At 65.0% G+C, this 26,073-nt stretch carries 28 protein-coding genes, 2 tRNA genes and 1 other RNA gene; 6 read left to right on the forward strand and 25 right to left on the reverse strand.

The genetic code is table 11. The annotated features are described in order from the left end of the window. The 7 genes from RDU24_RS10325 to RDU24_RS10355 form a co-directional block, all read right to left on the reverse strand. The coding region (locus tag RDU24_RS10325) for a UbiA family prenyltransferase (RefSeq protein WP_308735674.1) at window positions 1-260 on the reverse strand (260 nt) is incomplete at its 3' end. 29 nt (window positions 261-289) lie between these two features. Further along, window positions 290-1,576 (reverse strand): cytochrome c oxidase subunit II, encoded by a 1,287-nt coding sequence (coxB, locus tag RDU24_RS10330; RefSeq protein ID WP_308735675.1) that lies wholly within the window; start codon window positions 1,574-1,576, stop codon window positions 290-292. A gap of 10 nt (window positions 1,577-1,586) precedes the next feature. Next, window positions 1,587-1,883, reverse strand: coding sequence for a cytochrome C oxidase subunit IV family protein (locus RDU24_RS10335; protein ID WP_308735676.1), 297 nt, complete (start codon window positions 1,881-1,883; stop codon window positions 1,587-1,589). A gap of 9 nt (window positions 1,884-1,892) precedes the next feature. Next, the gene (locus RDU24_RS10340; protein WP_308735677.1) at window positions 1,893-2,510 is read right to left on the reverse strand and encodes a cytochrome c oxidase subunit 3 family protein; all 618 of its coding nucleotides are present in this window, start codon (window positions 2,508-2,510) and stop codon (window positions 1,893-1,895) included. Continuing rightward, window positions 2,503-4,155, reverse strand: a complete 1,653-nt coding sequence (gene ctaD / locus RDU24_RS10345; RefSeq protein ID WP_308735678.1) for a cytochrome c oxidase subunit I — start codon at window positions 4,153-4,155, stop codon at window positions 2,503-2,505. Before ctaD ends, RDU24_RS10340 begins: the two co-directional genes overlap by 8 nt. A 246-nt stretch (window positions 4,156-4,401) precedes the next feature. Continuing rightward, a complete protein-coding gene (gene rnhA / locus RDU24_RS10350; protein WP_374989762.1) occupies window positions 4,402-4,863 on the reverse strand; it encodes a ribonuclease HI in 462 nt (153 codons plus the stop codon). Between the two features lie 5 nt (window positions 4,864-4,868). After that, window positions 4,869-5,411, reverse strand: coding sequence for a hypothetical protein (locus tag RDU24_RS10355; protein ID WP_308735680.1), 543 nt, complete (start codon window positions 5,409-5,411; stop codon window positions 4,869-4,871). A 177-nt stretch (window positions 5,412-5,588) separates the two neighbouring features. On the opposite strand from RDU24_RS10355, the gene RDU24_RS10360 reads away from it, so the two are divergent. Continuing rightward, complete coding sequence (locus RDU24_RS10360) at window positions 5,589-6,305, forward strand: hypothetical protein (protein WP_308735681.1); 717 nt, start codon at window positions 5,589-5,591, stop codon at window positions 6,303-6,305. Between the two features lie 90 nt (window positions 6,306-6,395). Here RDU24_RS10360 and RDU24_RS10365 read toward each other — a convergent pair whose 3' ends face one another. Further along, the gene (locus RDU24_RS10365; protein ID WP_308735682.1) at window positions 6,396-6,905 is read right to left on the reverse strand and encodes a nitroreductase family protein; all 510 of its coding nucleotides are present in this window, start codon (window positions 6,903-6,905) and stop codon (window positions 6,396-6,398) included. A gap of 207 nt (window positions 6,906-7,112) precedes the next feature. Here RDU24_RS10365 and RDU24_RS10370 point away from each other — a divergent pair, with 207 nt between their 5' ends. Continuing rightward, window positions 7,113-8,525 carry a protein kinase domain-containing protein gene (locus RDU24_RS10370; RefSeq protein ID WP_308735683.1) on the forward strand — a complete coding sequence of 471 codons (1,413 nt, stop codon included), beginning with the start codon at window positions 7,113-7,115 and terminating at the stop codon, window positions 8,523-8,525. Here RDU24_RS10370 and RDU24_RS10375 read toward each other — a convergent pair. The 5 genes from RDU24_RS10375 to recA all read right to left on the reverse strand — a co-directional run bounded on the left by RDU24_RS10375 (window position 8,522) and on the right by recA (window position 14,539). Then, entirely contained in the window at window positions 8,522-9,550 is a 1,029-nt protein-coding gene (locus RDU24_RS10375) for a rhomboid family intramembrane serine protease (RefSeq protein ID WP_308735684.1), read from the reverse strand. The two genes, RDU24_RS10370 and RDU24_RS10375, sit on opposite strands and share 4 nt — an antisense overlap. A 271-nt stretch (window positions 9,551-9,821) precedes the next feature. Beyond that, window positions 9,822-10,211: a 30S ribosomal protein S9 gene (gene rpsI / locus RDU24_RS10380; protein WP_308735685.1), complete on the reverse strand. Its 390-nt coding sequence runs from the start codon at window positions 10,209-10,211 to the stop codon at window positions 9,822-9,824. A 22-nt stretch (window positions 10,212-10,233) separates the two neighbouring features. Next, window positions 10,234-10,662 carry a 50S ribosomal protein L13 gene (gene rplM / locus RDU24_RS10385; protein WP_308735686.1) on the reverse strand — a complete coding sequence of 143 codons (429 nt, stop codon included), beginning with the start codon at window positions 10,660-10,662 and terminating at the stop codon, window positions 10,234-10,236. A 110-nt stretch (window positions 10,663-10,772) separates the two neighbouring features. Next, on the reverse strand, window positions 10,773-13,415 hold the full coding sequence (gene alaS / locus RDU24_RS10390) for an alanine--tRNA ligase (RefSeq protein ID WP_308735687.1): 2,643 nt from the start codon (window positions 13,413-13,415) through the stop codon (window positions 10,773-10,775). A 53-nt stretch (window positions 13,416-13,468) separates the two neighbouring features. After that, window positions 13,469-14,539: a recombinase RecA gene (gene recA / locus RDU24_RS10395; protein WP_308735688.1), complete on the reverse strand. Its 1,071-nt coding sequence runs from the start codon at window positions 14,537-14,539 to the stop codon at window positions 13,469-13,471. Window positions 14,540-14,761: 222 nt separating this feature from the next. On the opposite strand from recA, the gene RDU24_RS10400 reads away from it, so the two are divergent. The 4 genes from RDU24_RS10400 (at window position 14,762) to RDU24_RS10415 (ending at window position 15,923) form a co-directional block, all read left to right on the forward strand. Further along, window positions 14,762-15,334 (forward strand): DUF721 domain-containing protein, encoded by a 573-nt coding sequence (locus RDU24_RS10400; protein ID WP_308735689.1) that lies wholly within the window; start codon window positions 14,762-14,764, stop codon window positions 15,332-15,334. Next, window positions 15,331-15,684, forward strand: coding sequence for a hypothetical protein (locus tag RDU24_RS10405; protein WP_308735690.1), 354 nt, complete (start codon window positions 15,331-15,333; stop codon window positions 15,682-15,684). The genes RDU24_RS10400 and RDU24_RS10405 overlap by 4 nt, the downstream gene beginning before the upstream one ends. Window positions 15,685-15,758: 74 nt before the next feature. Further along, window positions 15,759-15,832: transfer RNA gene (locus tag RDU24_RS10410), tRNA-Gln, on the forward strand. 13 nt (window positions 15,833-15,845) lie between these two features. Further along, window positions 15,846-15,923, forward strand: a tRNA-Glu gene (locus RDU24_RS10415). Window positions 15,924-15,955: 32 nt separating this feature from the next. Here the strand turns inward: RDU24_RS10415 and RDU24_RS10420 are convergent. The 12 genes from RDU24_RS10420 to RDU24_RS10470 form a co-directional block, all read right to left on the reverse strand. Continuing rightward, entirely contained in the window at window positions 15,956-16,849 is an 894-nt protein-coding gene (locus RDU24_RS10420; RefSeq protein WP_308735691.1) for a tyrosine-type recombinase/integrase, read from the reverse strand. Window positions 16,850-16,853: 4 nt separating this feature from the next. Further along, on the reverse strand, window positions 16,854-17,291 hold the full coding sequence (locus tag RDU24_RS10425; RefSeq protein ID WP_308735692.1) for a helix-turn-helix domain-containing protein: 438 nt from the start codon (window positions 17,289-17,291) through the stop codon (window positions 16,854-16,856). Between the two features lie 30 nt (window positions 17,292-17,321). After that, window positions 17,322-17,783 carry a hypothetical protein gene (locus tag RDU24_RS10430; protein WP_308735693.1) on the reverse strand — a complete coding sequence of 154 codons (462 nt, stop codon included), beginning with the start codon at window positions 17,781-17,783 and terminating at the stop codon, window positions 17,322-17,324. Window positions 17,784-17,880: 97 nt separating this feature from the next. Then, on the reverse strand, window positions 17,881-19,077 hold the full coding sequence (locus tag RDU24_RS10435) for a phage portal protein (RefSeq protein WP_308735694.1): 1,197 nt from the start codon (window positions 19,075-19,077) through the stop codon (window positions 17,881-17,883). Next, entirely contained in the window at window positions 19,074-19,586 is a 513-nt protein-coding gene (locus tag RDU24_RS10440) for an HK97 family phage prohead protease (protein WP_308735695.1), read from the reverse strand. Before RDU24_RS10440 ends, RDU24_RS10435 begins: the two co-directional genes overlap by 4 nt. 9 nt (window positions 19,587-19,595) lie before the next feature. Further along, window positions 19,596-19,664: hammerhead ribozyme type II (locus tag RDU24_RS10445), an RNA gene on the reverse strand. 4 nt (window positions 19,665-19,668) lie between these two features. Further along, on the reverse strand, window positions 19,669-20,937 hold the full coding sequence (locus RDU24_RS10450) for a phage major capsid protein (RefSeq protein WP_308735696.1): 1,269 nt from the start codon (window positions 20,935-20,937) through the stop codon (window positions 19,669-19,671). Between the two features lie 167 nt (window positions 20,938-21,104). Next, the gene (locus RDU24_RS10455; RefSeq protein ID WP_308735697.1) at window positions 21,105-21,641 is read right to left on the reverse strand and encodes a helix-turn-helix domain-containing protein; all 537 of its coding nucleotides are present in this window, start codon (window positions 21,639-21,641) and stop codon (window positions 21,105-21,107) included. 81 nt (window positions 21,642-21,722) lie between these two features. Continuing rightward, window positions 21,723-23,372 (reverse strand): terminase large subunit, encoded by a 1,650-nt coding sequence (locus tag RDU24_RS10460; protein WP_308735698.1) that lies wholly within the window; start codon window positions 23,370-23,372, stop codon window positions 21,723-21,725. A gap of 17 nt (window positions 23,373-23,389) precedes the next feature. Continuing rightward, window positions 23,390-23,686 carry an HNH endonuclease signature motif containing protein gene (locus RDU24_RS16010; protein ID WP_374989763.1) on the reverse strand — a complete coding sequence of 99 codons (297 nt, stop codon included), beginning with the start codon at window positions 23,684-23,686 and terminating at the stop codon, window positions 23,390-23,392. Window positions 23,687-23,747: 61 nt separating this feature from the next. Continuing rightward, complete coding sequence (locus RDU24_RS10465) at window positions 23,748-23,939, reverse strand: hypothetical protein (RefSeq protein WP_308735699.1); 192 nt, start codon at window positions 23,937-23,939, stop codon at window positions 23,748-23,750. Between the two features lie 80 nt (window positions 23,940-24,019). Continuing rightward, window positions 24,020-25,819, reverse strand: a complete 1,800-nt coding sequence (locus RDU24_RS10470) for a bifunctional DNA primase/polymerase (protein WP_308735700.1) — start codon at window positions 25,817-25,819, stop codon at window positions 24,020-24,022. Window positions 25,820-26,073: the final 254 nt, after the last annotated feature.

Here is a 26,073-nt window from a genome sequence, read left to right on the forward strand (position 1 = left end):
CACAGCAGCGCCGCGCGCACGCTCAGGCGTCCGGTGGGCAGCGGGCGGTTTTGCGTGCGGATCATGGCCGCGTCCTCGCGGCGTTCCTGCACCTGGTTCAGGGCCGATGAGCCGCAGGCCAGCAGAAAGGCTCCGGCAACGGCGAATGACAGCGCGGCGCCGAGGTCGGCGGCGGGGGCGTGGGCGCGCGCCAGCACGAACCCGGCGCAGGTCCCGGCGGCGGCCAGCAGGCCGATGCGCGGCCGCAGCAAGGCCGCCATGTCTGCGATCGGATCGCGCAGGGCGCGGCTCATTGGTGCCCCCCGTGCGCGCCCAGAGACTCCAGGTAGAGCAGCAGTTGCTGGCGCTGGACCTCGGTCAGGTCGGGGAAGGCCGGCATGGACGAGGGGCGGCCCAGGCGCGCGGCGGGGTCTTTCAAAATCGCCTGCACGAAGGCGCGGTCCACAACGGCCTTGTCCTTGGCGGTGCTCGGCTTGCCCATGAGGCCCTTGAAGCTCGGGCCCACCAGTTCGCTGCCGTCGGCGGAGTGGCAGCCCAGGCAACCTTGGGCCTCGGCCAGGTCGCGGCCCTGCTCTGGGGTCGCCGTGGCGGTTGCGCCGCCGGTCGAGTCGGCCTTTTCGCCGTTCTTCAGGAAGTCGATGATCTGGTTCAGCTCCTCCGGCGTCAGCTGGTCGGCGTAGCCGGGCATGATGGGTTCAAAGCCCTTCACGCGCCAGGTGCGCTGCTCCATGATGACCTGCTTGAGCCCGGCCTCGTCGAGGACAAGCTTCTTCTCGCTCTTGTCCTTGGCCCCGGGCACCACGAACACGCCGGTGCTGCCGAACACGCCCTTGAGGGTCGGGCCGACGGACTCGGTGCCGTCCAGGCTGTGGCAGCCCAGGCAGCCCTTGGCGTCCATGACGGCCTTGCCCGAAGGCCCTGTGGAGGCCGGGTTCTCGGCCAGGAAGCGGTCGTATTCCTCCTGGCTCACGGCCTTGATGGCCGAGAGCATCCTGGCGTGCTGCAGGCCGCAGTACACCGAGCAGAAGATGACGTATTCGCCCTCCTTGTCGGCACGGAACCAGGCGTGGCTGGTCATGCCCGGCACGGTGTCGATCTTGAGCCGGAAGGCCGGGGCGAAGAACCCGTGGATCACGTCCTTGCTGGTGAGGGAGAGCTTGACCGGCCTGCCCACGGGCACCACCAGGGTGCCGCTGTGCTTCCCGCCGGGGTACTCGAAGTCCCAGGACCACATCCGCGCCATGACCTGGATCTCCAGGGCGTCCGCGGGGGCGTCGCGCAGGGCGCGGAAGCTGTGCCAGCCCGACCAGAACATGCCCATGACGAGCAGCGTGGGCAGCACGGTCCAGACGATCTCGGCCCAGAGGTTGCTCGAAAAGTCCGCCGGAATGGGGTGTCTCTTGCGGTTGTAGCGGATGACGAAATAGACCATGGCCGTGGTTATGAGCAGCAGCAGCGCCGCCGAGATGCCGAAGATCAGGAGGAAGGTGGCGTCCACTGAGGCCACGGCGTTGACCAGGTCGCCCGGGTGGGCGGTGGCGACGGCCTGCGGGGCTGCGAGTTCGGGTGCGCTCATGGCGTCGCTCCTAGTACCTGTAGCCCACGTCCACGAACGTGAGGGCGATGGCGATGGCCAGGATGACGAAGGCCGTGAGCACCATGCCCTTGATGAGCCGGTTCTCGTACTTCAGGTGCATGAAGAAGAAGATCACCAGGCTGGCCTTGGCGCTGGCGATGCCCAGCGCCGCCACCACGTTCAGGAAGCCGAGGTCGACCTTGGCCGCGCCGAGGGTCAGCGCGGTGAGCGCCATGAGCCCGGCCCAGACCAGGGCCAGGAAACGGTAGCTCAGGGGCTCGTGCTGCGCTTCGTGCTTGTCTGTCATGGCGGCCCCCTAGGAGATGAGGTAGAAGAGGGGGAAGAGGTATATCCACACCAGGTCCACGATGTGCCAGTAGAGCCCGGCGTTTTCGAGAACCACATAGTCCTGGGCCGTGACCTTGCCCTGCCTGATGAGCAGCATCACCCAGGCCAGCACCGTGGCGCCGATGACCACGTGCACGCCGTGCAGGCCCGTCATGGCGTAGTACAGCCCGTAGAACACGCTCTGGCCCTGGGGCAGGCCGAGCATGTGCTCCGAGCCGGGGATGAGCCCGTGGTGGAACTTGGCGGACCATTCGATGGTCTTGTTGACCATGAACCCGCCCGCGCAGGCGATGGTGAAGCCCAGCAGCCACAGGCAGCGCGTGAGCTCCCCGCGCCGGAGCGCCGTGATGCTCATGGCCACGGTGAGGCTGGAGGTGATGAGCACGATCGTGTTCAGGGCTCCCAGGAACACGTCCAGCGTCTGCCCGCCCGCGTGGAAGGCCTCGGGGAAGCGGTGGCGGTAGCTGGCGTAGAGCAGGAACAACCCGCCGAACAGCAGTATCTCGGTGAACAAAAACAGCCACATGCCCATCTTGGCGGCGTGGTAGTCCTTGGGGTGGGCCGCGGTGGCGCCGTGCTCAGCCATCGGGGTTCACCCCCTTGAAGTCGTATGGCTCGGGGGCCGACGGGTCGCCCTCGAAGGCCTCATGCGGCAGGGGGGTGGGCAGGGTCCACTCCAGCGTCGCGCCGCCCCAGGGATTTTTGGTGGCCGCGGGGCCGTAGCGGCTGCCTCGGTAGAGGTTCCAGAACATCAGCCCCAGGCCCACTGCCAGCAGCCACGAGCCCCAGGTGGAGACCATCTGCATGGGGCCGTACTGCGGCAGGTAGTCGTAGTAGCGCCGGGGCATTCCCTGCAAGCCCATTATGAACATCGGGAAATAGAGCACGTTCATGCCCAGGATGACCAGCCAGAAGGCCCAGGCCGCGCGGCCGTGGTCGTACATGCGGCCGAAGACCTTGGGGAACCAGAAGTGCATTGCCGCGAACATCCCAAGGCCCGTGCCGCCGAAGATCACGTAGTGGAAGTGCGCCACCACGAAGTAGGTGTCGTGCACGTGGATGTCCGTGCCCGCGCTGCCGAGCACCAGGCCCGTCAGCCCGCCGATGGAGAACATGAAGATGAAGCCCAGGGCGTAGAGCAGGGGCGGGTCCAGGCTGATGGAGCCCTGGTAGAGCGTGGAGAGCCAGTTGAAGACCTTGATGGCCGAGGGGATGGCCACCACGAAGGTCAGGAACGAGAAGATGAGCACGGCGGTATCGCTCATGCCGCTGGTGAACATGTGGTGCGCCCACACCAGCGACCCGGCGAAGGCGATGGCCAGGCTGGAGAAGGCGATCATGTTGTAGCCGAAGATGGGCTTCCGGGCGAACACGGGAATGATCTCGGAGATGACGCCCATGGCGGGCAGGATCATGATGTACACCGCCGGGTGCGAGTAGATCCAGAACAGGTGCTGGTACAGAAGCGGGTCGCCGCCGCGCGCGGCGTCGAACAGGCCCAGGTGCAGCACGCGCTCGGCGAAGATCAAAAGCGCCGTGATGCCAAGGATCGGCGTGGCCAGCACCTGGATCCAGCCGGTGGCGTAGAGCGACCAGACGAACAGCGGCAGCTTCTTCCAGGTCATGCCCGGCGCGCGCAGGCGGTGCACGGTGGTGATGAAGTTCAGCCCCGTCAGGATGCTGGAGAAGCCCAGGATGAACACGGCGATGACGGCCAGGCTCACGTTGGTGGTGGTGCGCTCGCTGAAGGGCACGTAAAAGGTCCAGCCCGTGTCCGGGGCGCCGGAGCCGGTGAAGATGCTCGTGATGGCCAGCACCATGCCGGTGACGTACAGCCACCAGGAAAAGTTGTTCAGGCGCGGGAAGCTCACGTCGTTTGCGCCGATGTGCAGGGGCAGGAAGATGTTGCCGAAGCTGGCCGGAATGCTCGGGATGACCACCAGGAAGACCATGATGACCCCGTGCAGGGTGAACATGGCGTTGTATTCCTGCGGGCTCAAGAGCGTGCTGCCGGGGGTCATGAGCTTGAGCCGGAGGATGAGCCCGAGCGCCAGGGCCGCGATGAACATGAGGCCGATGAGCCCCAGGTACAGAAGCCCGATGCGCTTGTGGTCGGTGGAGAAGAGCCAGGAGGCCGGTCCCAGGCCCTTGTCGCCGGGGCCGCCCGAGCCTTTGGGGCCGAAGAACGGGCGGGTGGTCAAGTCGTCGCTTTGGTGGTCTGTCTGGTCCATGTGCTCTCCCGACTCATGGGTGGCGGTCCAGCTGCGGGGCGTCTGATGGCTGTCCTCCCGGCCCGCGGCGGTGGCAAGAGGCTGGCGTGCCCTCGCTTGGCGAGGCAGACTTGGGTGAACATCAATACTCTTGACAGATTGAACGTGGCTCGTCGAGAAAAAATGGCGTGGCGTGGCTTGGTCGGGCTCTGGAGCGCCCGACGGGAGCGAGGCCAGCCCAAGGGGCGGGGCCAGGCGGGCCTAGCGTCAGGAGGGCTGCACGTCCGGCGGCAGGTTGCGGCCCGAGGCGGCGGCGCGGGCCAGCACGTCGCAGCGCTCGTTCTCCGGGTGGCCGCTGTGGCCGCGCACCCAGCGCCAGGTGACCTTGTGCGCGTTGATGAGCGGCACCAGCCGTTTCCAAAGATCCTGGTTCTTGACGGGCTGCTTGGCCGCGGTTTTCCAGCCGTTCTTTTGCCAGCCGGCCAGCCAGCGGTCGGTGAAGGCCTTCTTCACGTACTGCGAGTCCGTGACGATCTCCACCTGGCTCGGCTTCTTCAAGGCCTCCAGGCCCTTGATGACGCCCATGATCTCCATGCGGTTGTTGGTGGTGCCGGAGAAGCCCTCGGCCAGCTCCATGCGGTGCTCGCCGCAGACGAGGATGGCGGCATAGCCGCCGGGGCCGGGATTGCCCAGGCAGGAGCCGTCGGTGTAGAGGGTCACGGGGGGCAGTTCGCTCACGGGGTGTCCTTTTGCGTTGTGTTTGCTTGTGTCGCGGCCGGAGCCGGGGTGTCCAGTGCCGCCAGGCGCGACTGGATCAGATCGAGCGCCAGGAGCAGACCCTTCTGCCAGTTCTTGCCCGGCCCGAAATGGAAGGGAAAGTGCTCCGCCGCCAGCTGCCGGGCGAAGTCCGGGCCGAGGGCGCGCTCCACCAGGGGCGGCAACATGACCACGGCGGTCCCTGCGTCCAGGTCCAGACCCACGAACAGGGTCTTGCCGTCCTGGTCGGGCGGCGTGGGCGCCCCGCGGCGCACCTGCACCCTGGCCTCCACGCCGTAGGTCTTGCGCAGGGCCGTGATGAAGCCCTGGATCTGCTCCTTCTCGACCGTGGACAGGGTCTTGGTCTCGTCGGAGAGCCCGTGGCTGGCGTTGATGCGCTCGATGTTGCGCTCGCTGTTCTTCCAGAAACCCACGATCACCAGGGAAAACAAGGCCAGAAGCCCTGCCAGGCGCAAAATGTGCTCCAGAAAGCTGCTTGAGCGCACGGAAAAGATGGCCATGCGTCCTCTCTGCATGGGCGAACGCGCCCACAATGGGGAGGTGTACCCTCCGGCCGTGCCGCTGGCAAGATGTCTTGGCCGGACAAAGGTCTTGGGGCTTGCCCCGTGGCGGCCGATGGGCTATCTGAAGCAAGCGGCACTCCCGCCGTGGGAGACGAGAATGGCAAGGAGCGAGACATGCAGCGGAAGGTACTCCTGGCGGCGCTGATTGCGCTGGTGGCCCTGGGCGGCTGCGCCCAGCGCGATCCGAATCTCCAGGTGCGGAGCTTGAGCGAATTTCCCCGCGCCGCGGGCGACTACACCCTGACCCTGAAAACCTACGGGCTGGACGCGGAAGGCCGGGCCACGCTGGTCGGGACGGAAGACGCGTCCCTGCGCGGCTTCGTCGTGCGGGCCATGAAGGACAAAGGGTACACCCTCAAAGCTTCCGGCCCGGCGCGCTACGCGCTTGAGGCCCACCTGCTCTGCGCCGACACGCGCAAGGCCAAGCTCGGCATCATGGCCGAGGAGCTGCGCCTCCCGGCGGCCGCCGTGGGCGCGGGCTACAGCGAGGACATCCACTACTGGCTGCCCGCGCGGAGCATCGGCTCCGGCCAGGGGGGCCAGGCCGCCCTGGAACGCCGCGACACCCTCTCGCATCGTCGCTCCAGCGGCGCCGAGACGCGCACCGGCGACCCCATTCTTGGCGGAACGCCCCTGGGCGCCAATGAGCCCGCGTTCTGCCAGGGCCGGGTGCTCGTTACCCTGACGCCTGCCGGAGCCGGCCCCGTGCGCGAGGTCTTCGTGGCCCGCGACGCCACGGACGACTGCGCCGCCGTGGCCGACTGCCCGCTTGCGACCTGCCGCACGGCCCTGGAACAGACGCTGGTGTACGAGCTCGACACCCGCTTCTAGCTCTTCGCCGACACGACGCGAAAGGCCGCTCCCGAATCGCCGGGGGCGGCCTTTTTTTGTCCGCGCCGCAGTTTCTCGGCGGTTGCGGGCCTACCAGGCGTCGTGGTGCACGCGCTCGGGCCGGAAGCGGTCCACCCGGCCGGAGGGCATGTCCGGGTGGCCCAGGGGGATGAAGCTGTGCGGAATGACGGTTTCGGGGATGCCCAGCAGCGCGCGGAAGTTCTCCACGCGCGAGGCTTCCGGGTACACGCCCACCCACACCGCGCCCAGGCCTTGCGCGTGCAGGGCCAGCAGCAGGTTTTGCGTGGCCGCGGCGCAGTCGATGGGCCAGTAGCCGGGGTATTTCTCCAGGGCCGGCTCCGCGCAGACCAGGATCGCCGCCTGGGCCTGGCGGGCCATGGCCGCGTGGGGGTGGAAGTCCGGCACGCGGTGGAGCTTGGCGCGGTCGGTCATGAGCACGAAGTGCCAGGGCTGGGCGTTGCCCGCGCTGGGGGCGGACATGGCGGCGGCCAGCGCGGCCTGGATCAGCTCCGGGGCGACCTTCTCTGCGGTGAACTTGCGGATGGAGCGGCGCGTCATTAGACAGTCGAGTGCGTTCATGCGGACCTCCCTAAAGCCTCTGTGGCCGCAGCATAGTTCGGGGCGCGGGGCGGCGTAAAGGGGAAAGGAAAGGATGCCGTTTGTTGCGTTGACCTTCGGCCTTGTGCTAGAAATTTCCACGCAGGTGAGTATGCTGACACCCATTCCACACGGCGAGGGCTTGCCTCGCGCCATGACGCAGGCATCCGCAAACGGACGGGCGGGCACGTGCGCGCCATAGGCCGCTACGCCATTCTCGGGCTGCTTGGCCGGGGCGGCATGGGCGCGGTGTACAAGGCGGCCATGCCCCGCACGGGCCGCGTGGTGGCCGTGAAGGTGCTGAAGCCCGCCGAGATGCTGGCCGCCACCGCCGACCCCGCGCTGCTGCGCCGGGATTTCTTCCGCGAGGCCGCGCTCATGGCGGGCATCCGGCATCCGAACATCGCCCAGGTGCTGGACGTGGACGAGGCCCTGACAGCTGACGGCGGCAGCCTGCCCTTCTTCGTCATGGAGTACTACTGCAACAACCTGGGCGCATTGCTGGGCGAGATCTACCGCGTGGAGGAGCCCACCCGCCGCCTTGGCGTTGAGCAGTCCCTGTGGCTGGCGCGGCAACTGGCCTCGGCGCTGGCCCGGCTGCACCACGAGGGAGTCGTCCACCGCGACGTGAAGCCCTTCAACCTCATGCTGGCCGAGCGTCCGCCCGATGCCTGCGCGCCGGGCTTCTGCCTGGCCGACGAGGTCAAGCTCATCGACTTCGGCCTCTCGCGCCTGCGCGGGGAGAAAGGCCCGGCCACGCCAAAGGGCGCGGTGGTGGGCTCGCCGTACTACGCCGCACCCGAGCAGGAGGCCGACCCGGAGACCGCCGACGAGCGGGCCGATGTCTTTTCCGCCGGGGTCACGCTGTTCCGTTGCCTTACCGGGCATCTGCCCCAGGAGGGGACGCCTGCGAGCGCCCTGCGCGACGGCCTGGACGAGCGCTTCGACGCCTTCTTCGCCAGCGCCTGCCACGAGGAGCGCGGGAAGCGGCCTGGCTCGGCCCGCGCGCTACTGGCGGAACTGGACGAGCTGTCGGCCCACTGGGCGCGTCTGCGCGAGCGCGTCTGCTCCCTGCCGGAGGAGACCCCGCCGCCCTGCGCCAGCGCCCGGCCCGCCTCGGCGTTGCGCTCGGTTGCGGTGCGCCAGCCCCTGGAAGGAGCGCGTGCGGCCTTCGGGCTGGACGAGCTGTGGCGGCCCGCGACCTGCGATGCCGAACGCTTCGTCGCCAGCGGCCCGGAGCTGGTGCGCGACCTGCGCACGAAGCTCGTGTGGGAACGCGGCGGCAGCGCCTACGGCCTGACCTTCGCAGCAGCCCAGGCCAGGGCCGGGAGGCTCAACGCGGAGCGCCGCCACGGGCTTTCCGGCTGGCGGCTGCCCACGGCCCAGGAGCTGGCCACGCTGCTGCTGCCCGAGCCGGACCTGCGCCAGCTTTGCCTGCCCCCGGCCTTTGCCCCTTCGCTGCGGCGCATCTGGACCGCGGACCGCAAGTCCTTCACCGCGGCCTGGTACGCCGATGTGGAGCACGGGTTCGTGTGGTGGCAGGACGTGACGTGCGAGTTCTTCGCGCGTTGCGTCACGTCGGGTGAGGAGCAGGAGGCCTAGGTTCTCGGCCAGGCCGCAAGCCAGCCCCAGAACCAGGCCACGGCCAGGATCAGCCCCGCCAGGGAGCCGAGCGCCACGTTGAGCCGCTCGCCCCAGGTCTCGTTGGGATAGCCGCGCCGCGCGGCCCAGCGACCCACCGGCAGCCCCAAAAGCCCTCCGGCCAGCAGGCCGAAGAAATGCGCGCCGATGTCGGTGTTCTCGCCCGCCGTGCCCAGGCTCGCCAGCAGGGCCAGCCCCGCGGCCACGGGCAGCAGCCAGCCGCGCGCTCCGGCCTGGAACTCTCCCCGGGGCTGGGAGAGCGCCCCCTCCCCGCTCACGGCCTTGAGCCCCGCCAGCACTCCGGCTGCGCCGAACACCGCCGTGGAGAAACCCACGGACAGGTGCGCCGGGCCTTGGGCCAGCACATTCAACACGTTGCCCAGCCCCCCGGCCAGGATGGCCAGGAACCAGGCCGCGCCCGAGCCCACGCGCCTGGAGAGCAGGATCAGGAACACGCCGCCGATGACGGCGTTGCTGGCCACGTGCGCCGGGTCGGCGTGCAGGGTGAGCGCCGTGAACATGCGCCACCATTGGCCGCCCAGCAGCAGGGTGGCGTCGCCCGCGCCAACGCTCTGCCAGTATTGCGGGTAGGAGCCGAAAGTCGGCATGGGCCGGTGGGTGAGCACGAAGAAGGCGCAGAGCGCCAGCATGGCCCCCACCGTGGGGCGGGAGCGCTCCTGCACCGGGGCCAGCGGGATGTCCGGGTGCGGGCTGACGTTCTCGTGGTGGTACAGGGTGATCTCATCCACCGCCTGGCGCAGGAAGCGCGCGGGCACCTGCACGGTATAGCCGCCGGGCATGGGGCGCACGCGGTGCGGCACGCGCCGGGCGCGCAGCACCAGGCTCCAGAGCCGGGCCTGGGCATTGGTGAGGCGCCCGGCCGGGCGACCGTCCACCTGGGGCCCAAGGTCCGGCCAGGGCGCGCGTTGCCCAGCGAGCGGGGTGGCGCGCTGGGTGAGGCGTTGGGTGGGGCGAAGCGGCAGCATGCGCTGAGCCTAACGGAAAATCCCCCCTGCCCGCCAGCCTTTTTGCAGCCGGGACAGGGGGGAGGATTTTGCGGAAGCGGCGCGCGGGAAATTCGGCGGCGGCCCTCACCTCCTGGCGTTCGTGCTCTCCCACCAGCGTTGCAATGCTGTCCGGGAAGTTGCGGACGCAGGAGCGGACACGACGGTGCATTGTCTGGAGCTTAAACTGAAAAAGGGCCGACACCTTTGGGGTGCCGGCCCGAATGGGCAGGAGAGGGTAAACCGGTTCGGCCTAGCGCTTCGAGTACTGGAAGCGGGCGCGGGCGCCTTTCTGGCCGTACTTCTTGCGCTCTTTCTTGCGGGCGTCGCGGGTCAGGAACCCGGCGCGCTTCAAGGTGCCGCGCAGCTCCGGATCGAAGGTCAAGAGCGCGCGGGAGATGCCGTGACGGACGGCCTGGGCCTGTCCGGACACGCCGCCGCCGGCGACATTGACCTTGATGTCGAACTTGTCGACGGTCTTGGTCAGCTTGAGCGCCTGCTGCACGATCATTTGCAGGGTCTTGCGCGGGAAGTATTCCTCGTAAGGACGGCCATTGACGGTGATCTGGCCGGTGCCAGCCATGACGCGGGTGCGCGCCACGGCGTTCTTGCGCTTGCCGGTGCCGTAATTGAAATCAAGCATGCATCAACTCCTGGTGCGGAGGTTACAGGGCCAGAGCCTGGGGCTTCTGGGCGACGTGGGTGTGCTCGGGACCAGGGAACACCTTGAGCTTCTTGATGATCTGGCGGGACAGGCGGTTTTTCGGCAGCATGCCGCGCACAGCCTGGATGATCACCAGCTCGGGGTTCTTGTCCAGCATCTGCTGCAGGTTCCGGGTCTTGAGTCCACCGGGGTACAGCGTGTGCTTGTAGTACATCTTCTTGTTCAACTTGTCGCCGGTGACCTTGATCTTCGTGGCGTTGACCACGACGATGAAGTCGCCGCCGTCCATGTGCGGGGCGAAACCGGGCTTGTGCTTTCCACGAAGGCGGTGGGCGATGGCGGTGGCCATGCGGCCCAGCACCATGTCCGTGGCATCGACCACGAACCATTCGTGCTTCAGGTCCGACGGGACCGGGCTGTACGTATTCATTTTGGGCAGCTCCTTCACTTCAAACTGGAAACAGGGCTCTTACGGTTTTTGACCGAGCCTGTCAACTGAATTCCGCGACCTTTTCTTGGCCTCAACCCGGGGAACGTCCCCTAGGCCGCTGCCACCAACTCTTTCAGCTTGGCGATGGCCTTGTCAATGCCCGAGGCGTCGGTGCCGCCCGCCTGGGCCATATCGGGCCGACCGCCGCCGCTGCCGCCCACCAGGGCCGCAACATCTTTAATAAGGGCGGGCGCGGTGAACTTGGCGTGCAGGTCCTTGCTCACGCTGACGAGCACCGCCACCTTGCCGTCCTCGGTGGGGGCCACGATGCAGGCCACGCCCGAGGGCAGCTTGCTCTTGAGCGCGTCCATCTGCTCGCGCAGGCTCTTGATGCTCGCCGCCTCGGCCTTGACCGCCAGCACCTTCACCCCGCCGATGTCCTCAACTTCGGCCATGCGGGCTCCGCCCTCGCCGCTGGCGAGCTTGGTCTGCAGGCGTTCCACGTCCTTCTGCAATGTCTTAACCTGGGCGCTCATGCTCTTGGCGCGGGCGGCCACCTCTTCCGGCCGGGCCTTGAGCACGGCCTGAACCTCTGCCATTTCCTGGCGCAGGGTCTGCAGGTGGTTCAGCGCGTTCCAGCCCGTGGCGGCCTCGATGCGCCGGATGCCCGCCGCCACGCCCGTCTCGGACAGGATGACGAAGCTGCCGGTCTGGCCGGTGTTGGTCAGGTGCGTGCCGCCGCAGAGCTCCATGCTCACGCCGGGGACTTCGACCAGGCACACCGTCTCGCCGTATTTCTCGCCGAACAGCGCCATGGCGCCGCGCGCGACGGCCTCCTTGGGGGTCACGATCTCGCGGCCCACCGGCAGGTCGTCCAGGATGGCGCGGTTGACGATCTGCTCCACCCGCAGGATCTCTTGCGGGGTCAGGGGCGCGATGTGGGTAAAGTCGAAGCGCAGGCGCTCCGGGCCGACAAGCGAGCCGGACTGCTTCACGTGGTCGCCCAGCACCTGGCGCAGGGCCGAGTGCAGCAGGTGGGTGGCCGTGTGGTTGCGCGAGCTCGCCATGCGCGAGCGGGCGTTGACCGTGAGGCTGGCCGTCTGGCCGGTCTTGATCTCGCCCTCGTTGACGAAGATTTTGTGCACGGTGAGGCTCGGCGCGGGCTTGAGGGTCTCCAGCACGTCGGCGCCGCCGGTGGTGGTGGAGACCTCGCCGAGGTCGCCCTCCTGGCCGCCGGACTCGCCGTAGAAGGGCGTGCTCGCCGCCACCAGCCAGCCGCCCTGGCCCTGGGTCAGCTCGTCCACCTGCTCGCCTTCGCCGTCCAGCAGGGCGCTCACGCGGCCGTCGTCCTCAAGCAGGGCGTTGCCGGTGAAGCGGGTCTTGAACCCGGACTCCAGCAGGCCCTGGAACATGCTGGCCACGTCCTTTTCGCCGGAACCCTTCCAGGCGCTCTTGGCGCGGGTCTTCTGCTCCTTCATGCAGGCCATGAAGCCGGGCTCGTCCACGGTGATGCCCTGCTTCTCGGCCACGTCGTTGACGATGTCGAGCGGGAAGCCGAAGGTGTCGTAGAGCTTGAAGGCGAACTCGCCGCTGATGCGGGTTTCGGTGTTCTCCTTCAGCCGCGCGATCTCGTCCTCCAGGATCACCAATCCCTTGTCCAGCGTCTGGGAGAAGCGTTCCTCCTCCTCGCGCACCACGCGGGCCATGAACTCCTGGTTGGACAGAAGCTCCGGGTAGGCGCCATGCATCTGGGCCACCACCTGGCGCACGGTCTCGTGCAGGAAGGGGTCGGTAAGGCCCATGAGGCGGCCGAAGCGGAAGGCCCGGCGGATGAGGCGGCGCAGCACGTAGCCGCGGCCCTCGTTGCTGGGCAGGATCTGGTCGGTGATGAGGAAGGCGATGGAGCGGCTGTGGTCGGCGATGACCTGAAGCGCCGTGTCCACTTCCTTGTCCGCGCGGTACTTCACCTTGGCCTTGTCGGCCACGAAGGAGATGAGCGGGGTGAAGATGTCGGTCTCGAAGTTGGACTGCTTGCCCTGGGCCACGGCGGCGATGCGCTCCAGGCCCATGCCGGTGTCGATGCTGGGGCGGGGCAGGGGAGTGCGGGTGCCGTCGGCCGCCTGGTCGAACTGCATGAACACGAGGTTCCAGATTTCCAGGAAGCGGTCGCAGTCGCACTTGCCGATGCCGCAGTCCGGCCCGCAGGACATCTCCGCGCCCTGGTCCACGTAGATCTCGGAGCAGGGGCCGCAGGGGCCGGTGTCGCCCATGGACCAGAAGTTGTCCTTGTCTCCGAGGCGGTAGATGCGCTCCGGCGCGATGCCCGCCACGCTCTGCCACAGCTCCCCGGCCTCGTCGTCATCCTTGTAGATGCTGACGTAGAGGCTCTCCTTCGGGAGCTTGATCTCCTTGGTGATGAAGTCCCAGGCCAGGCGGATGGCGTCGGCCTTGAAGTAGTCGCCGAAGGAGAAGTTGCCGAGCATCTCGAAGAAGGTGTGGTGGCGCGCGGTGCGGCCCACGTTCTCCAGGTCGTTGTGCTTGCCGCCCACGCGCAGGCACTTCTGGGAGGTTACGGCGCGGGTGTAGGGGCGCTTCTCCTGGCCCAGGAAGCATTTTTTGAACTGGACCATGCCGGCGTTGGTGAACAGCAGGCTGGGGTCGTCCTTGGGCACCAGGGTGGAGCTTTCCACCACGGTGTGGCCGTTCTGCTCAAAGTACTTGAGGAAGCGGGAGCGGATTTCTGCGGCGTTCATGCGAGTTGTGTTCTCCAAAGGGTGATGTCGGATGGGGTGGGACGGGTGTCCTGCTAGGCCTCGTCCATCGCCGCGGGCTCTTCCGCCGCGGGGATGAAGGCGGGCGGGGTCATGCCCAGGTGCTCGAGGATCTTGTCCTCGATCTTCTGGCGCAGCTCGGCGTTCTCCGCCAGGAGCGCGCGGACATTCTCCTTGCCCTGGCCCAGGCGCTCGCTTCCGAACGCGAACCAGGAGCCGGACTGCTCGATGATCTTGTGCTCGACGCCGAGGTCGATGATCTCGCCCTCGCGGCTCATGCCCGTACCATAAAGGATGTCCACCAGCGCCTCGCGGAAGGGCGGGGCGACCTTGTTCTTCACGATCTTGATGCGCGTGCGGTTGCCGTAGGCCTCTTCCTTGTCCTTGAGGCTCTGGATGCGGCGGATGTCTATGCGGATGGAGGCGTAGAACTTGAGCGCGTTGCCGCCGGTGGTGGTCTCCGGGCTGCCGTAGCCGGTCATGCCGATCTTCATGCGGATCTGGTTGATGAAGATGACCACGGCGCGGGACTTGTGGATGGTGCCGGTGAGCTTGCGCAGGGCGTGGCTCATGAGGCGCGCGTGGCCGCCCACCTGGGTCTCGCCCATCTGGCCTTCCAGCTCGGCCTGCGGGATCAGCGCGGCCACGGAGTCGATGACCACGAGGTCCACCGCGCCGGAGCGCACCAGCAGGTCGGCGATTTCAAGCGCCTGCTCGCCGAAGTCGGGCTGGGAGATCAGGAGTTCCTCGGTCTTGACGCCCAGGCGGCGGGCGTAGGCCACGTCCAGGGCGTGCTCGGCGTCGATGAAGGCGGCCGTGCCGCCGCGCTTCTGGCACTCGGCCACCAGGTGCAGGGTCAGGGTGGTCTTGCCCGAGGATTCCGGGCCGTAAATTTCGGTGACGCGGCCTTTGGGGATGCCGCCCACGCCCAGCGCCAGGTCCAGGCCGATGGAGCCGGTGGGGATGACCGGGATGGCGGTCAGCGCGCTTCCGTCGTCCATGCGCATGATGGAGCCCTTGCCGAACTTGCGTTCGATGGTGGTGAGCGCGGTGGCGAGGGCTTCCTGACGCAGGTCTTCGGGGCTGCTATTGGGCTTCTTGGCCATGTGGACACCTCCGGGGGTCGCTTGATGATCGCGAATCAGGTTCGATATCAGATCGCATTGCGGGCGGCAACAGGCGATTGACGGACCACCCCGGGCCGGAGCCGGTCTGGACGGTCTGGTTCCTTGCGTCCGCGCGCGCTTGGGGGTAGGGGGTGGCATGCAGCATGAACGCCCGAGTATTTCGTCCCGCCCCCGGAGCCGACCGTGAGGGCGCGCCGGAGGATGCAGCACCCCGGACGGGAGTCGCGCCACCGCCATGTGGGCGGCGATGCGATCATGCGCGTGCTCTCCCGCTACGACAAGAAAGGGGGGCTCCGGCTGGTGCGCCTGTGGCTGGAATGGGAGAACGTCGTCGGGCCGGAGGTGGCCGAACTGGCCCGCCCGCTGGGCCACAAGGACGGCACCCTCATCATGCACACCGAGGACGCCATTGCCGCGCAGCAGCTTACCTACTACGCCCCGGAGATTCTCTCGCGGGCGAATGATTTTTTGGGTCAAGAAGTCTTTGACAAGGTGCGCTTCGAGCTGCTAAACGGCAGAGTTCCTTTGGGCGAGAAGCGCAGGGAGAGGCCACAGGCCTCGCCTCTGCGGGTCCAGAGGCCGCCCATACTCGGCGGTCTGGCAGGCAAGCTGGACCCGGAATCCGCTGCGGGCCGTTGTTATATGGCCTATGTGAAGCGCTTCGTCCCGGAGAATGGGCAGGACGGCGAGCAGGTCGCCGACCAGCAGGACGGGGCGGGTCAGGATCAAGATGCGAATACTCGCCCCACAGGGGCGTCAAGGAGAAGAACATGAGCCAGGAAGTTGTTGAAATCACTTTTGAGAGCCTGGGCCTGACCAAGCCCCTGGACAAGATGACCGCCAAGGAACTGCGCGCCCTCATCGTCGCGAAGATCCCGTCCATCGTGGGCGCCAGCGGCATGCAGAAGGACGATCTGGTCAAGGCCGTGAAGGACGTGTTTGGCATCGTTGATGCCGAGGGCGGCATCTCCCCCTACAAGGACCAGATCTTCACCCTGAAGAAGACCATCCGCGACATGCGCGTGCAGAAGGGCACTGTTGAAGCCCGCCAGGAGCGCACCAAGCTGCGCCGCAAGATCAACAAGCTGAAGAAGCGCACCCGCCGTCTGGCGCGCGCTCTGTAGTTTTCTCGCGGAGCCGCGATTTCAGGGTTGACAAGCAGCCCCAGGAATCTGTATCAGGGCTCCTCGCAGCTTGCTGGGGGATCGTATAAAGGCAATACAGCGGGTTCTGGCTCCGCCAATCGAGGTTCGATTCCTCGTCCCCCAGCCAAAGTTTATTGAATGTCCCCATCGTCTAGCCTGGTCCAGGACGACGGCCTTTCACGCCGTTAACAGGGGTTCAAATCCCCTTGGGGACGCCAACGATTCCAGGTTGTTGCAGCCTGTTTAAGTTCTACTTGCTCACCGGATATCCCTGCGGATATCCTGAACCCTCGAAGGTACAAGCTTCGGGGGTTCTTTTCTTTGCGCTGAAGGGGATAACCTTGCCCCCCTCAGGGCGCATTGCCTCTTCCCTCAATCCGTCCACATCAAGCCCCAGGCTCTTCAGGTACCGTTCCGTGGTGGACGGGCTCTCATGGCGAAGCAGCTTCTGGACTTTGGCCAGCAGCACCCCCGAGTTGTAGAGCATAGCTGCCCGAAGGTGCCGGATCGCATGTAAGCCGAAGTGCTTCACCCCGGCGCGCCTGCACATACGTTCCATGAAGTGCTGACGCGACCGGAACGCCTCGCCTGGCATGTGGTTTGGGCTTGGGGAATCGTCCAGGCATGTGAAGACGTGTTCAGTCTTGTATGGCCTGGCCTCCCGCCACCACTCCAGGGCTTCGCGCAGCTCGGGCAAGAGCGGCAACCAATCGGCCCGCCAAGAGCTGCCTTTGGTCTTCCTGGTGTAGAGCCGGACTCGGTTTGCGGTGAAGTCCACATCTTCCCATTTCAGGCGGAAGAGCTCTTCACGCCTGGCTGCCGTGTACAGGTAGGCCATGAGCATGACCTTATCCTGCCCCTTGGCCACCTCCAGCACGCGCCAGAAGTCCGCCTGAGGCGGGATGTACCTGGGGCTACGCTGCTCAGGGAACTTGTCTACGGCCAGGAAAGGATTGTCCCCCGCCGCTGGGAATCCCTCCATGTACCGCCTGCCCCATTTCCAGGCCGCCGCCAGGTTCTTTCTCACTCGGTTGGCCGCATGTCCTGAGCGGGTGTCGTTCTCATGCTGCAGAAGCCTCAAGGCGACTCCTGGAGTGATCTCGGCAAGCCCCGCCTGGCCGATGAAGGCAAGCAGTCTTTGCATGGCGCTACGCTTCTCCCACATGGTCTTTGTGCAACACCTTCGTTGCACGTCCTCCAGGTAGGAAGTCGCCCAAGCCAATGGCAGCGGCACGCTCGGCAAGGTCTGCTGGTCCAGCAACGCCGCGCGCTTGTCCCGCTCCCAGAGTATGGCCTTGCGCCCCTCTTTCGTGCCGCTCCCGAACCACTTGCTGGCGACGATCTTTCCGCCGATCTTCACGACCGCGCGCCACCTCATTATGCCACGTCGTAAGGTCTCCGTTGGCATCGATGAATCTCCTTATTCGATTTTCAAAGAACCGCCAGCGTCCCGGAGCAACCCTCACGCCGCCAAGTGAGCCACCATATTTCTTCACGGTGCGAACGTCCACACCCAGAAGATTGGCGACTTCCTGGGGCGTCATTGATTCCCCAAATTCGTTCAGGAGTCTTTCTTTCGCGTCCATGCTCTGTCCTAAATCAAGCCTAGCCCGCGGCTAGACCGCTTCTTCACAAAGCAGGTTGCCAAGTCTGTGGTGCAAATCTATCGCAAGGCGATCAAGTCGCTCCACAGCCGTCCACAAATAATTTTCCGCAGTCTGCAGCATGAGTTCTCTCTCCTGCGGATCATCCTCATGCTTCCTGGCGAAGTTCAGCATAGTTCTGGCTTCATCTGCCGATGAAGAACAAGACAGAAGCTCGACGCACAGGCCAGCGAGAGGGGGACACTTAAGCGTAGCCTCTAGATTTTCAGCGCCTTGAAATTGAGTCCGGTAGTAAGCATCGGCGCGGGCAAAATATGCCTGCACGTTGCCTAACGGGGCGGGGGTGTCTTCGGTGTGTCGTGCCGTCCCAACTCGGCTAAAAGTCAGGCCGGACGGGATGAGGCTCAGCGCAGACTTGAGGTCCAGATTGCCCTTGCGGTCCTGGACTGTGGTGGGATACTTGGAATCAGCCATGTGTTCCTCCTTCGCGGTAGGTCACTGGTTAGGGGGTGAGGGGGGTAGCTGCCACGCGAGGCCCCTCATCCCTGCTTTATATCGTCTGCCGGGTGCCCTATGCGCCCGGCGTGACTCCTGTCTGTTTGCCGGGGAAATCGTCTCCTCCCGGCATGGGGTTCCATCCTTCCGCCTCCCTGATTTCATTCGGCGTCAGAATGCCGTTGCTCACTGCTATCTGGTAGCCCTGCCAGCGCGCCCCGTGGTCGCCCCGCAGGAAGCCGGACAGGTCGAATTCAATCTGGTGCGTGGCCCTGTCCGCAGCAGACAGCACGGAGCGGGCAAACTCGGCTTCGAGCTTCCGGCACCAGGGGCCAATCGTGAAGGTGGCGAACCACTTGCCCGCCGTCTCGCTGTTGGTGAAGGTCGAGTGATCCCAGATGCCCACCATCGGAGGCGGCACCTGGAAAATGCGGGCCAGCTCTTCCGTGGTGAACCTGCGGCTGGACAGCAGCTCCGCATCCTCGGGAGAGACGGAGATTTGCTTCCAGTGCAGGCCGCTCTCCAGCAGCATGACCTTCCGCGCGTTCTGCGGGCCGGTGTAGGCGTCGTCAAACTGCTTCTTCAGCCGGTCGTAAGCTTCCGGCGCCAGCTTGGCGTCGGACTCCAGGGCGCCAGACGGGCTTGCCCCGTTGCGGTACATGCTCTCGGCAAAATCCTGGACGGACACGCCAGCGGCCACCACGGCGGCGGCGCGCTGGAGCCTGCTCTTGCCCAGAAGGCCGTCATCGGTGCGGTCGCGCAGGTGCATGACCTCGCCTTCCAGAAGCCGCCTGAAACGGCCCTGTCCGCCGTAGATGCTGGTGATCTCCGTCACGTCATAGGCCAGGCGGCCAGAGGGCAGCACCTGGACGGAGACCCACTCCCACGGCACGGGCTTGAGTTCCTGCAAAAGGCCGGCGCGGTCTGTCACGATCTCCACCAGGGCGTTGCCGCGCAGGAGAGCGGAGGCCATGATAAATTCGATGAAATCCGGCCAGGTCTGCTTTTCGTTCGGGCCGCGCCTGATCAGTTCGGCCAGCGGGTGCGAGGCGTCTTCCACGCGCACCTTGCCTTCCATGCGGTATAGGTACGCGGGCAGGCTGGCAATGGCCGTGCTGATGGCCTGGACGCACGCCAGGACCGTGGAGAGGTTCTCCGCTGCACGGGGGTTCACCATGCGCCCGGTGGCTGTCCCGTGGCCGCTCAGGGCATCCCAGGAGGGGCAGGCGGCGCGCTGCTCAGTCTTGCCGAAAATCCGCTTGATGATGTTCATACGGTCTCCAGGTAGCGCAGTGCGTTGGCCAGGCGCGGGGGCATCATGGCCCGCGCGGAAACGACCGTGCCGTTGTAGGCGGGCCAGGAAGAGACCACGCTGATTTCGTGCAGAGTCACGGCGCGCAGCTCGCGGCGGCGGCCCTGCCAGTTCTCGCCGCCTTTGCCTACAGTGAAGCCGAAGCTCATGCCGCCAAGGTCGCCGCGCTCGGCCAGGGCCAGCACGTCACGGCCCAGCGTGGTTTCGGGAAGGTCGATCTCGAAGGCCAGGCCCTTGGAGTCTTCGGCAATGCGCAGGGTGCGGCTTTTTGTCCTGGCCAGGAGCTTTGCCGGGTCGTGATCCATCAGGGCCAGCACGTCACGGCCCAGGCTGCCACGGAAAGCGCCGGGTAAGATGATCTCGGTGAAGTCGGCAATGCGGGCCTCGGTCCCGAAGGTGGCCGCGTAGCCTTCCAGCTTGCGGCCTGCGGCCCTGATTTCCGTCACGTAGCGGCGTTCGATGTTGCTCATGTTGACCCTTGTTGGCTGCTCATCAGGCCCAGGCCGCCACGCCTGGACGAACGGTGCAATCACTGCCCGTTTTCGCGTCGTTTTAAGCGGCGGTGCCCACGTTCTGCGAGGCCGCGAAGCTCTCCGTGTGGCGCACGGCCACGTCGCAGGTGAGCATGCCGCGCACCTGCACGTTGCCCTTGCTGTAGGCCGTGCTCTCGTAGGGGTTGACCAGGATTTCGAAGGCGCTCCAGTAGCCCAGGATCAGGTCGGACCAGGCCCCGAAAATGAGGCTGCCCGACACGGGGCTGGCGACGGTGGGGCCAAGCGTGGTCCTGGCCACGGGGTAGCCTGCCAGGGTGCCCAACTCGGGCATGATGTAGCCCAACTCGGCGGCGCTGGCGTCCTTCAGCGTCCGGCGCAGCGCACGAAACACCTTGGGGTGCCCCAGGAAGGCCGTGCCCTCGGCGTTGGCGTCTTCCACCAGGCCGATCAGCTCCAGCAGGTTGTCCCAGCTCGGCGTGGCCATGTCGTGGTCCGTGGTGTCCGCCTGCTCAAGGATGCCGTCGGGCTCGTTGGAACCGCCGCCCTTGATGGCCGCGCGGTCCACGGCTTCGGCCAGGATCTTGGCGAAGTCGGAGCGGATCAGCTCTTCGATGCCGGGGGAGGACTGCTGAAGCATGTTGCGGCTGAACTCGGTCAGGGCTCCGGCATGCTTGGGCGTCATCTGCACCTTGGTGAATTCCGCGTCCGAGGGGGTCAGGGCTCCATTCTCGGAGACCCAGCCAGCGGTGGCCGAGCCCTTGAGCTTGGGAATGTCCACGTTGCCGTGCAGGCCGGGCAGCACGGTGGCCCCGAGGGTGTTCACCTTGAGGGCCGCGCGCAGAATGTCGATGTACAGTTTGCCCATGTGGTCCGTGGCGATGATGTTCGAGCCGGGGCCGCCGCCAGGGGCCGCAGTCGTGATGACGCGCTTCTCGAAGACGTGCATGGGCACCATGATCCCGCGCGCCTTGACGCCCATGCGCCGGGCAAGCTCCTGGCTCAGTTCGCGCTCTTTGCCGCTGTCCACGTTCAGGTCGGGCACCTGCGAGGCGATGGCCCGGACCAGGGAGAAGTCGCGCAGCTCGCGGTCCAGATTGCCGTCGCCGGTTCCGGTGATCTGCTGGCCCTGCATGCGCCGGTCGGCTTCGTCCAAAAGCGTCTGGCGCTCAATCCGCTTCTCCAGGCCGCCCAACTCACCCTTGAGGGTGTCGAAACGCTGCGCCTGTTCGGTGCTAAGGTCGCCGCCCTCGCCGCCGGGATTGTCCGTCAACTCCCGCATGGACGCCACGACGCGCCCTCGCTGCTCAAGCAAGTCTTTCATCTTCATGGTCTGTACTCCTTTATGGCTTCCGCCATTTTGGCGGGAGGTTTCGTCTTGCGGCGTGGGGCCTTTCTGTGGCTAAGGCGTTGTTGCCCGGATGTCCTTTTCCGAGGCTCCCTTTTGATTCTTGGGCGCGCCGCACGCCCGCACAGCGGAGAACCGGGCAGGGGTGACTATAGAAGGCGCTTCAAATTATCCAAACCAGAAAGCGCTACATCCAGAAGCGCGTAGCAGTCGATAACAATCCAAGAAGTGTGAGGAATTGTATTAAAGCTGAGAGGGGCTGGTATTGATGAAATGCTTGATAATACTTCGTCTCGTGCTTCGTCATACCATGCAGACACGAAGCGTTCAAATTCGCCAAGCTTTGAATCTGATAAATCTTCGAATGCTCCAGAATACTCCATGAGCCGACGCCCAACGCAGAGCATTACTTTAGCGGAAAGTCCTCTTGCGGAACCCTGGAGGGGGAGCCCAAGCCGTGACAATTGCGTGAAGGCCAGCACCTCAATCAACCCTGAGAAGCTAAATAACATCGCTCGGCCAGTGCCAGGGCGAATGGAACCCCTCAGTTCGACGTAGCCTCGCTTTACCCACTGCGAAAGAGTGGCAGGCTTGATGCCTGCGATAGTTGCCACTTCTTCCGTGGTCAAAAACGGATGAAGCTCACTATCCAGGTATTTGCTGGCTTGTTCTTGCGTTAGGGCCATAGTAATCTCCTGTGGCGAAAAGGTACGTTCGTACAGTACCGTTGTCAACTATTTTTAAGTCTTTGTATTTCAGCATTTTGGCTACAGAAATATTGGCCTCGAAAAGTCCACGACTTGCGGTGCCGGTTCCCGCGAGTGAAGACCAATGGCCATTGTTAGGGCTACCAGACCATCAACCCTATCAAGACTTTTGTCCTTGGCGATCTTCCGCGCGCCTGCCGGATCAACCTGCACGACGGCGTTTGAGCAGCACCAGGTCAAGACCGGGTGGCCGCCATGCCGGAGCTTGCCCTCAAGGATGGCCGTTTCTAGTGCGTCCACGGCTGGCCCCATGTCCTTGAAGCCCTGGCCCCAATCCTTGAGCGTGATATCTATGCCCTCATCTGCAAGGATTTTCTTCAAGTCCTCGATGCGCCAGCGGTCATAGGCGATGCCTTGGATATCGTAGAGGCCGGAGAGCTCGCCCAGGCGCAGCGCCACGGCCAGCTTGTCTATGGCCCGCCCCGGCAGGGCCTCGATGTGCTTCTTTCTCGACCAGAGGCCATAGGGCACACGGTCGCGGTCTTCTCTCGCCTCGATGTTGTCGCCAGGCACCCAGAAGAACGGCAATACGGCCCCGCCGTCTTCGGGAAAGTAGAGCACAAGGGCGGTCAAGTCCGTGGTGCTGGACAGGTCCAGGCCGCCCCAGCATGGCCGCCCACGGAGCGAGGCAAGGTCAACCGCGCCCGCGCAGGCCTCCCAATCGCCCGAGCTGATGAAACGCTGGTCAGGGTCAACGGCCTGGTTCAAGTACAGGTTGCGAAAGGCCGCTTCCTTGGCCGGAATGCGCTTGGCCTGGGCCGCGAAGAGCCGCATTTCCTCCAGGCTGCGGAAGTCGCCCAAGGCAGGGTTGCAGGCATGCCACACGGTTTCATCCCACGGGTCGGCGTCTGGTGGGGCCTCGAAAATCGCCGCGTAGAAGCTCCGGTCCTGAATGAGCCCATCCCGCACCTTGCGCCCGTACTCGGTCAGCTCGGACATGACGTGGTGCGGGTCGCTGGACTGCGTACTGATGACCACCATGAGCGGCTCGGCGCGCGCGCCCGTGCCGGTCGTCAGGTTGTCGTACAGGTGCCGGTTCGGGGCCTGGGCCAGCTCGTCATAGACCATGAAAGACGGGCTCAGGCCGTGGGCCTTGCGGGCATCGGAGCTGAGGGCAATATAGGTGCTGCCCGTCACTGTGTCTTCGATCTGCTTGCCAAAGTCGCGGATGATGACGCGCTGCGCGAACTCAGGGACGGCCAGGATGATGGCCTTCATTTCGCGGAAGATGATGCTGGCCTGGTCGCGGTCGCTTGCTGCGCTGAAGACCTGGCCACGGGATTCAGCCTCAGGCCCCACAAGGTGGGCGAGGGCGAGACCGGACGCGATTTGGCTCTTTCCGTTCTTTCTAGGCACGGTGAAGAGGGCCTGCCGCACGATCCGCTTGCCATTCTTGCCCGTGGCGTAGATGCCTTCGATGATCTTTTTCTGCCACGGCCTGAGCTTGAATTTTTTCCCGGCGTGCATGCCGCTGGTGATCGGCAGGAACTCCAGGAAGGCGATGACGCGCGCGGCCCGAGAAAGCCCGCGCTTTTCCCAAGGGAATTGGGTTTTCTCTTTGCGCGGGGCGGTCGTGCCCCACAAGGAAAGCTGCCCGCTCTTCACGGGGGCCTTTTCAACGGGCTTCGCGCCTGGTCCTCTTTTGCCCATAACCCCTCGATTTGAAACTAACTCTGTGTTTGAGGCCCTACTCGGTCCAAGGCGTCAGCCGCCAGAGATTTTCCGTTCCACCAATGGCGGCGGTCGATCGGCCTGCCGTTCGCGTCACACCCCCGCAAGGGCTTGCCTTTGCCCTTCTTGTTCCCGAATGCGCCGTCTTCGGATGCTGTCTTGCGGCTGTGGCAGGACTGGCAGCAGCTCGCGAGGTTGTCCCATGCCCACGGGTCGCCCCCTTCTTTCACCGGCACCTTGTGGTCTACCTGGTTGGCCAGCTGCTCACGCCCGGGCGTGCAGTATTCACACATGGGCGCGGCTCGGAGCTTGGCCACCCGAAGCCGCCGCCACTGGCTGGTGTTGTAGGGCCAATCAGCCACGGGGCTCCTCGAAGCGGAAATGATCCCCTTGGACGTGCGCCGTTGCCTGCTCTATCTCTTCCCTGGCCTCGCGCATGTCGCGCACAACGTCGTTGAGAGCGCTCACCATGATAAGCGCCTGTTTGTGTGACATGCCCTTTGCCTTGAGCCTGCGCTCGATAGTGCGCTTGACGATGGCTTCCATGTTGATCTTCCTCTCTTGCCGCTCGGGCGGCGCAAAATGCAGTTGTGTTAATCCCTTGGTTTTGCCTGCTCCCGACAGCATCAAGCCACGGCCCGAAGGTTCTTCTTTGGGCTCATGTCCCGGTACCATTCGCCTTGCGGCAAGAGGCGGCATCCATCGACCGTCTTGAACTTGAGTTGCATCCCGTTGGGGTTCTCATGTGAGCGCCAGTTCTTGGCCTTCACGATCTTGATGAGCCCTGGCTCAAGGGCCAGATACAGGCGCGGCTTCTCCAGACTCCTGCCACCCCCCAGCCCCAGGTCGGTGCCTTTGTTCTTCTGCAGGGCGACGATGGCCAGCGCGCCGTGTAGTTTGTCGTGGATGGCCTTGAGCTGGCCGCCAACGCGGTAGAAGTCCTCGGAGACCTCAAGGAAGTCGATGATGTTGATGACTCCGGGGCCTGGCCTGATGGCGTCTTGAAAGTTGTCGGTGCGTTCCCAGGCGTGGAAGGTCCAGTCTGCTAGTGGCGTGGGGAATTTGCTCAAGCGCTTTTTCAGCTCTTGCGCCCCCATTTCCGAGTTGAAGTAATGCACCTGGGATTTGTGCATGTTCTCGCGCACGACGTTGAGCAAAAAGGCAGTCTTGCCCGCGTTCGGCTCACCGGCAAGAACGCAGATATTCCCCGGCATGAGTTCCACCATCTTGTCCAGGCCAAAAGGCAGGGTGATATCCACTGCCGGTTCGTCCGTGGTTAGAAAATCGATGGCGGGGCACTCTGTTTCGATTTTGCGGAAGGTGGCGTTACGAGTTCCAACGCGCTCTATCTTGGATTTATGTATTCTTCTTAAGAGGGCCTGGGAGACGGCAACCCGCTGCCCCCGCGTGCTGAATCCAGCCCATTGGCAAAGCTCAAAAGACGTAAAAGTTCCGGTAGCTTGTTCAATGAACAGGTCCACGAAAAAGCTCACTTCGGCTGTTGACGCTGTTGACGATTCTGGGGCTGCTGTTGACGGTTCTGTTGACGATTTGTCAACGCTTGTTGACGCTGTTGACGGTGTTGACGCTGTTGACGGTGTTGACGAAATAGGGGGTTTGTTGACGCTGTTGACGCTCTCCGGCTTCCTCGGTTCCTGCTCCCCGGCGGCAAAACCAGAGGCGAAAGTTTTGGCCGCTTCTACTGGATTCAGACCAGCTCGCGAGGCTGCCAAGAGCAAGGTTGATTCGCCCTCTACCCGGTCGATTTGTCCGCCTGCTACTAGCTGCCCGATGCAGTAGGCAGCGCTGTTCAAGGCGTGGTTTCTTGTCCCTTCCGGCGCGAGTGCAACCCTTGAGGCTTCCGCTTCAAGCGCTTTTCGCCCGTATGGGGTCGTAGAGGCGTTTTGGATTGCCGGGGCGGGCTTGTGCTGCTTCGGGGCCGTCAGGAGCGCCAGGAGCCACGCCGGGGCCTCGGCACGGCCTTTTCCTTGCGTCCAGACATAGCCTGGCGTGGGCGGGGCGATGACGTAGCCGCCTTCGGTGCGAATATCCAGGCCAGCCCCCAGCCGCCGCGCGGAGTTTTTCAGCTCCAGGCCCTCAGGCAAGATGAAGTGCCGATGCTCCCCGCCCGACTTGGTGCGGGCGGTCCAGGTAGGCGGCAAAGGGCCGTGTTCGGCTTCCAGGGCGGCCAAGGCTGCGGGGCCGTCTGGCAAGTCCACGTCCAGCACGAAAGTGCCCGTATTTGCACCGACAGGGACGCCGATCTGTGCATCGGGCCAGCGCTCCCACCATTCGCGCACCTGGGCTTGATCCTGCGTCGCGTCTTTGAGGCCGTGAGGCGTCAGGGGCTTTTTGTCTTTGCACGGGAAGAGCCGCCAAGAGGTGGCAAGGCTCAAAACCTGCTCAAGGTAGGTGGCTTCACTCATTTGGCCACCTCCTCAAGGGCAATCGTCAACCTGTCCGTCAAGCGGCTACAGGTCATGCCCACTTCAGAGGCGAGGGTGAGCATCCAACGCAAGGCGCGTTTGCGGATGGCGGATATTCCGACGGATATCTTCTGGCATGCTCGGTAGTGCATTCTCTGCTACTCCGTGCTGCGCTAACATCCAGGAATCCTTGGCAGGCGTAGGGTTGCTAGGCGGCTTTCACGCCGTTAACAGGGGTTCAAATCCCCTTGGGG

The organism is Humidesulfovibrio sp., from assembly GCF_031082295.1.
Lineage (GTDB): Bacteria > Desulfobacterota > Desulfovibrionia > Desulfovibrionales > Desulfovibrionaceae > Humidesulfovibrio.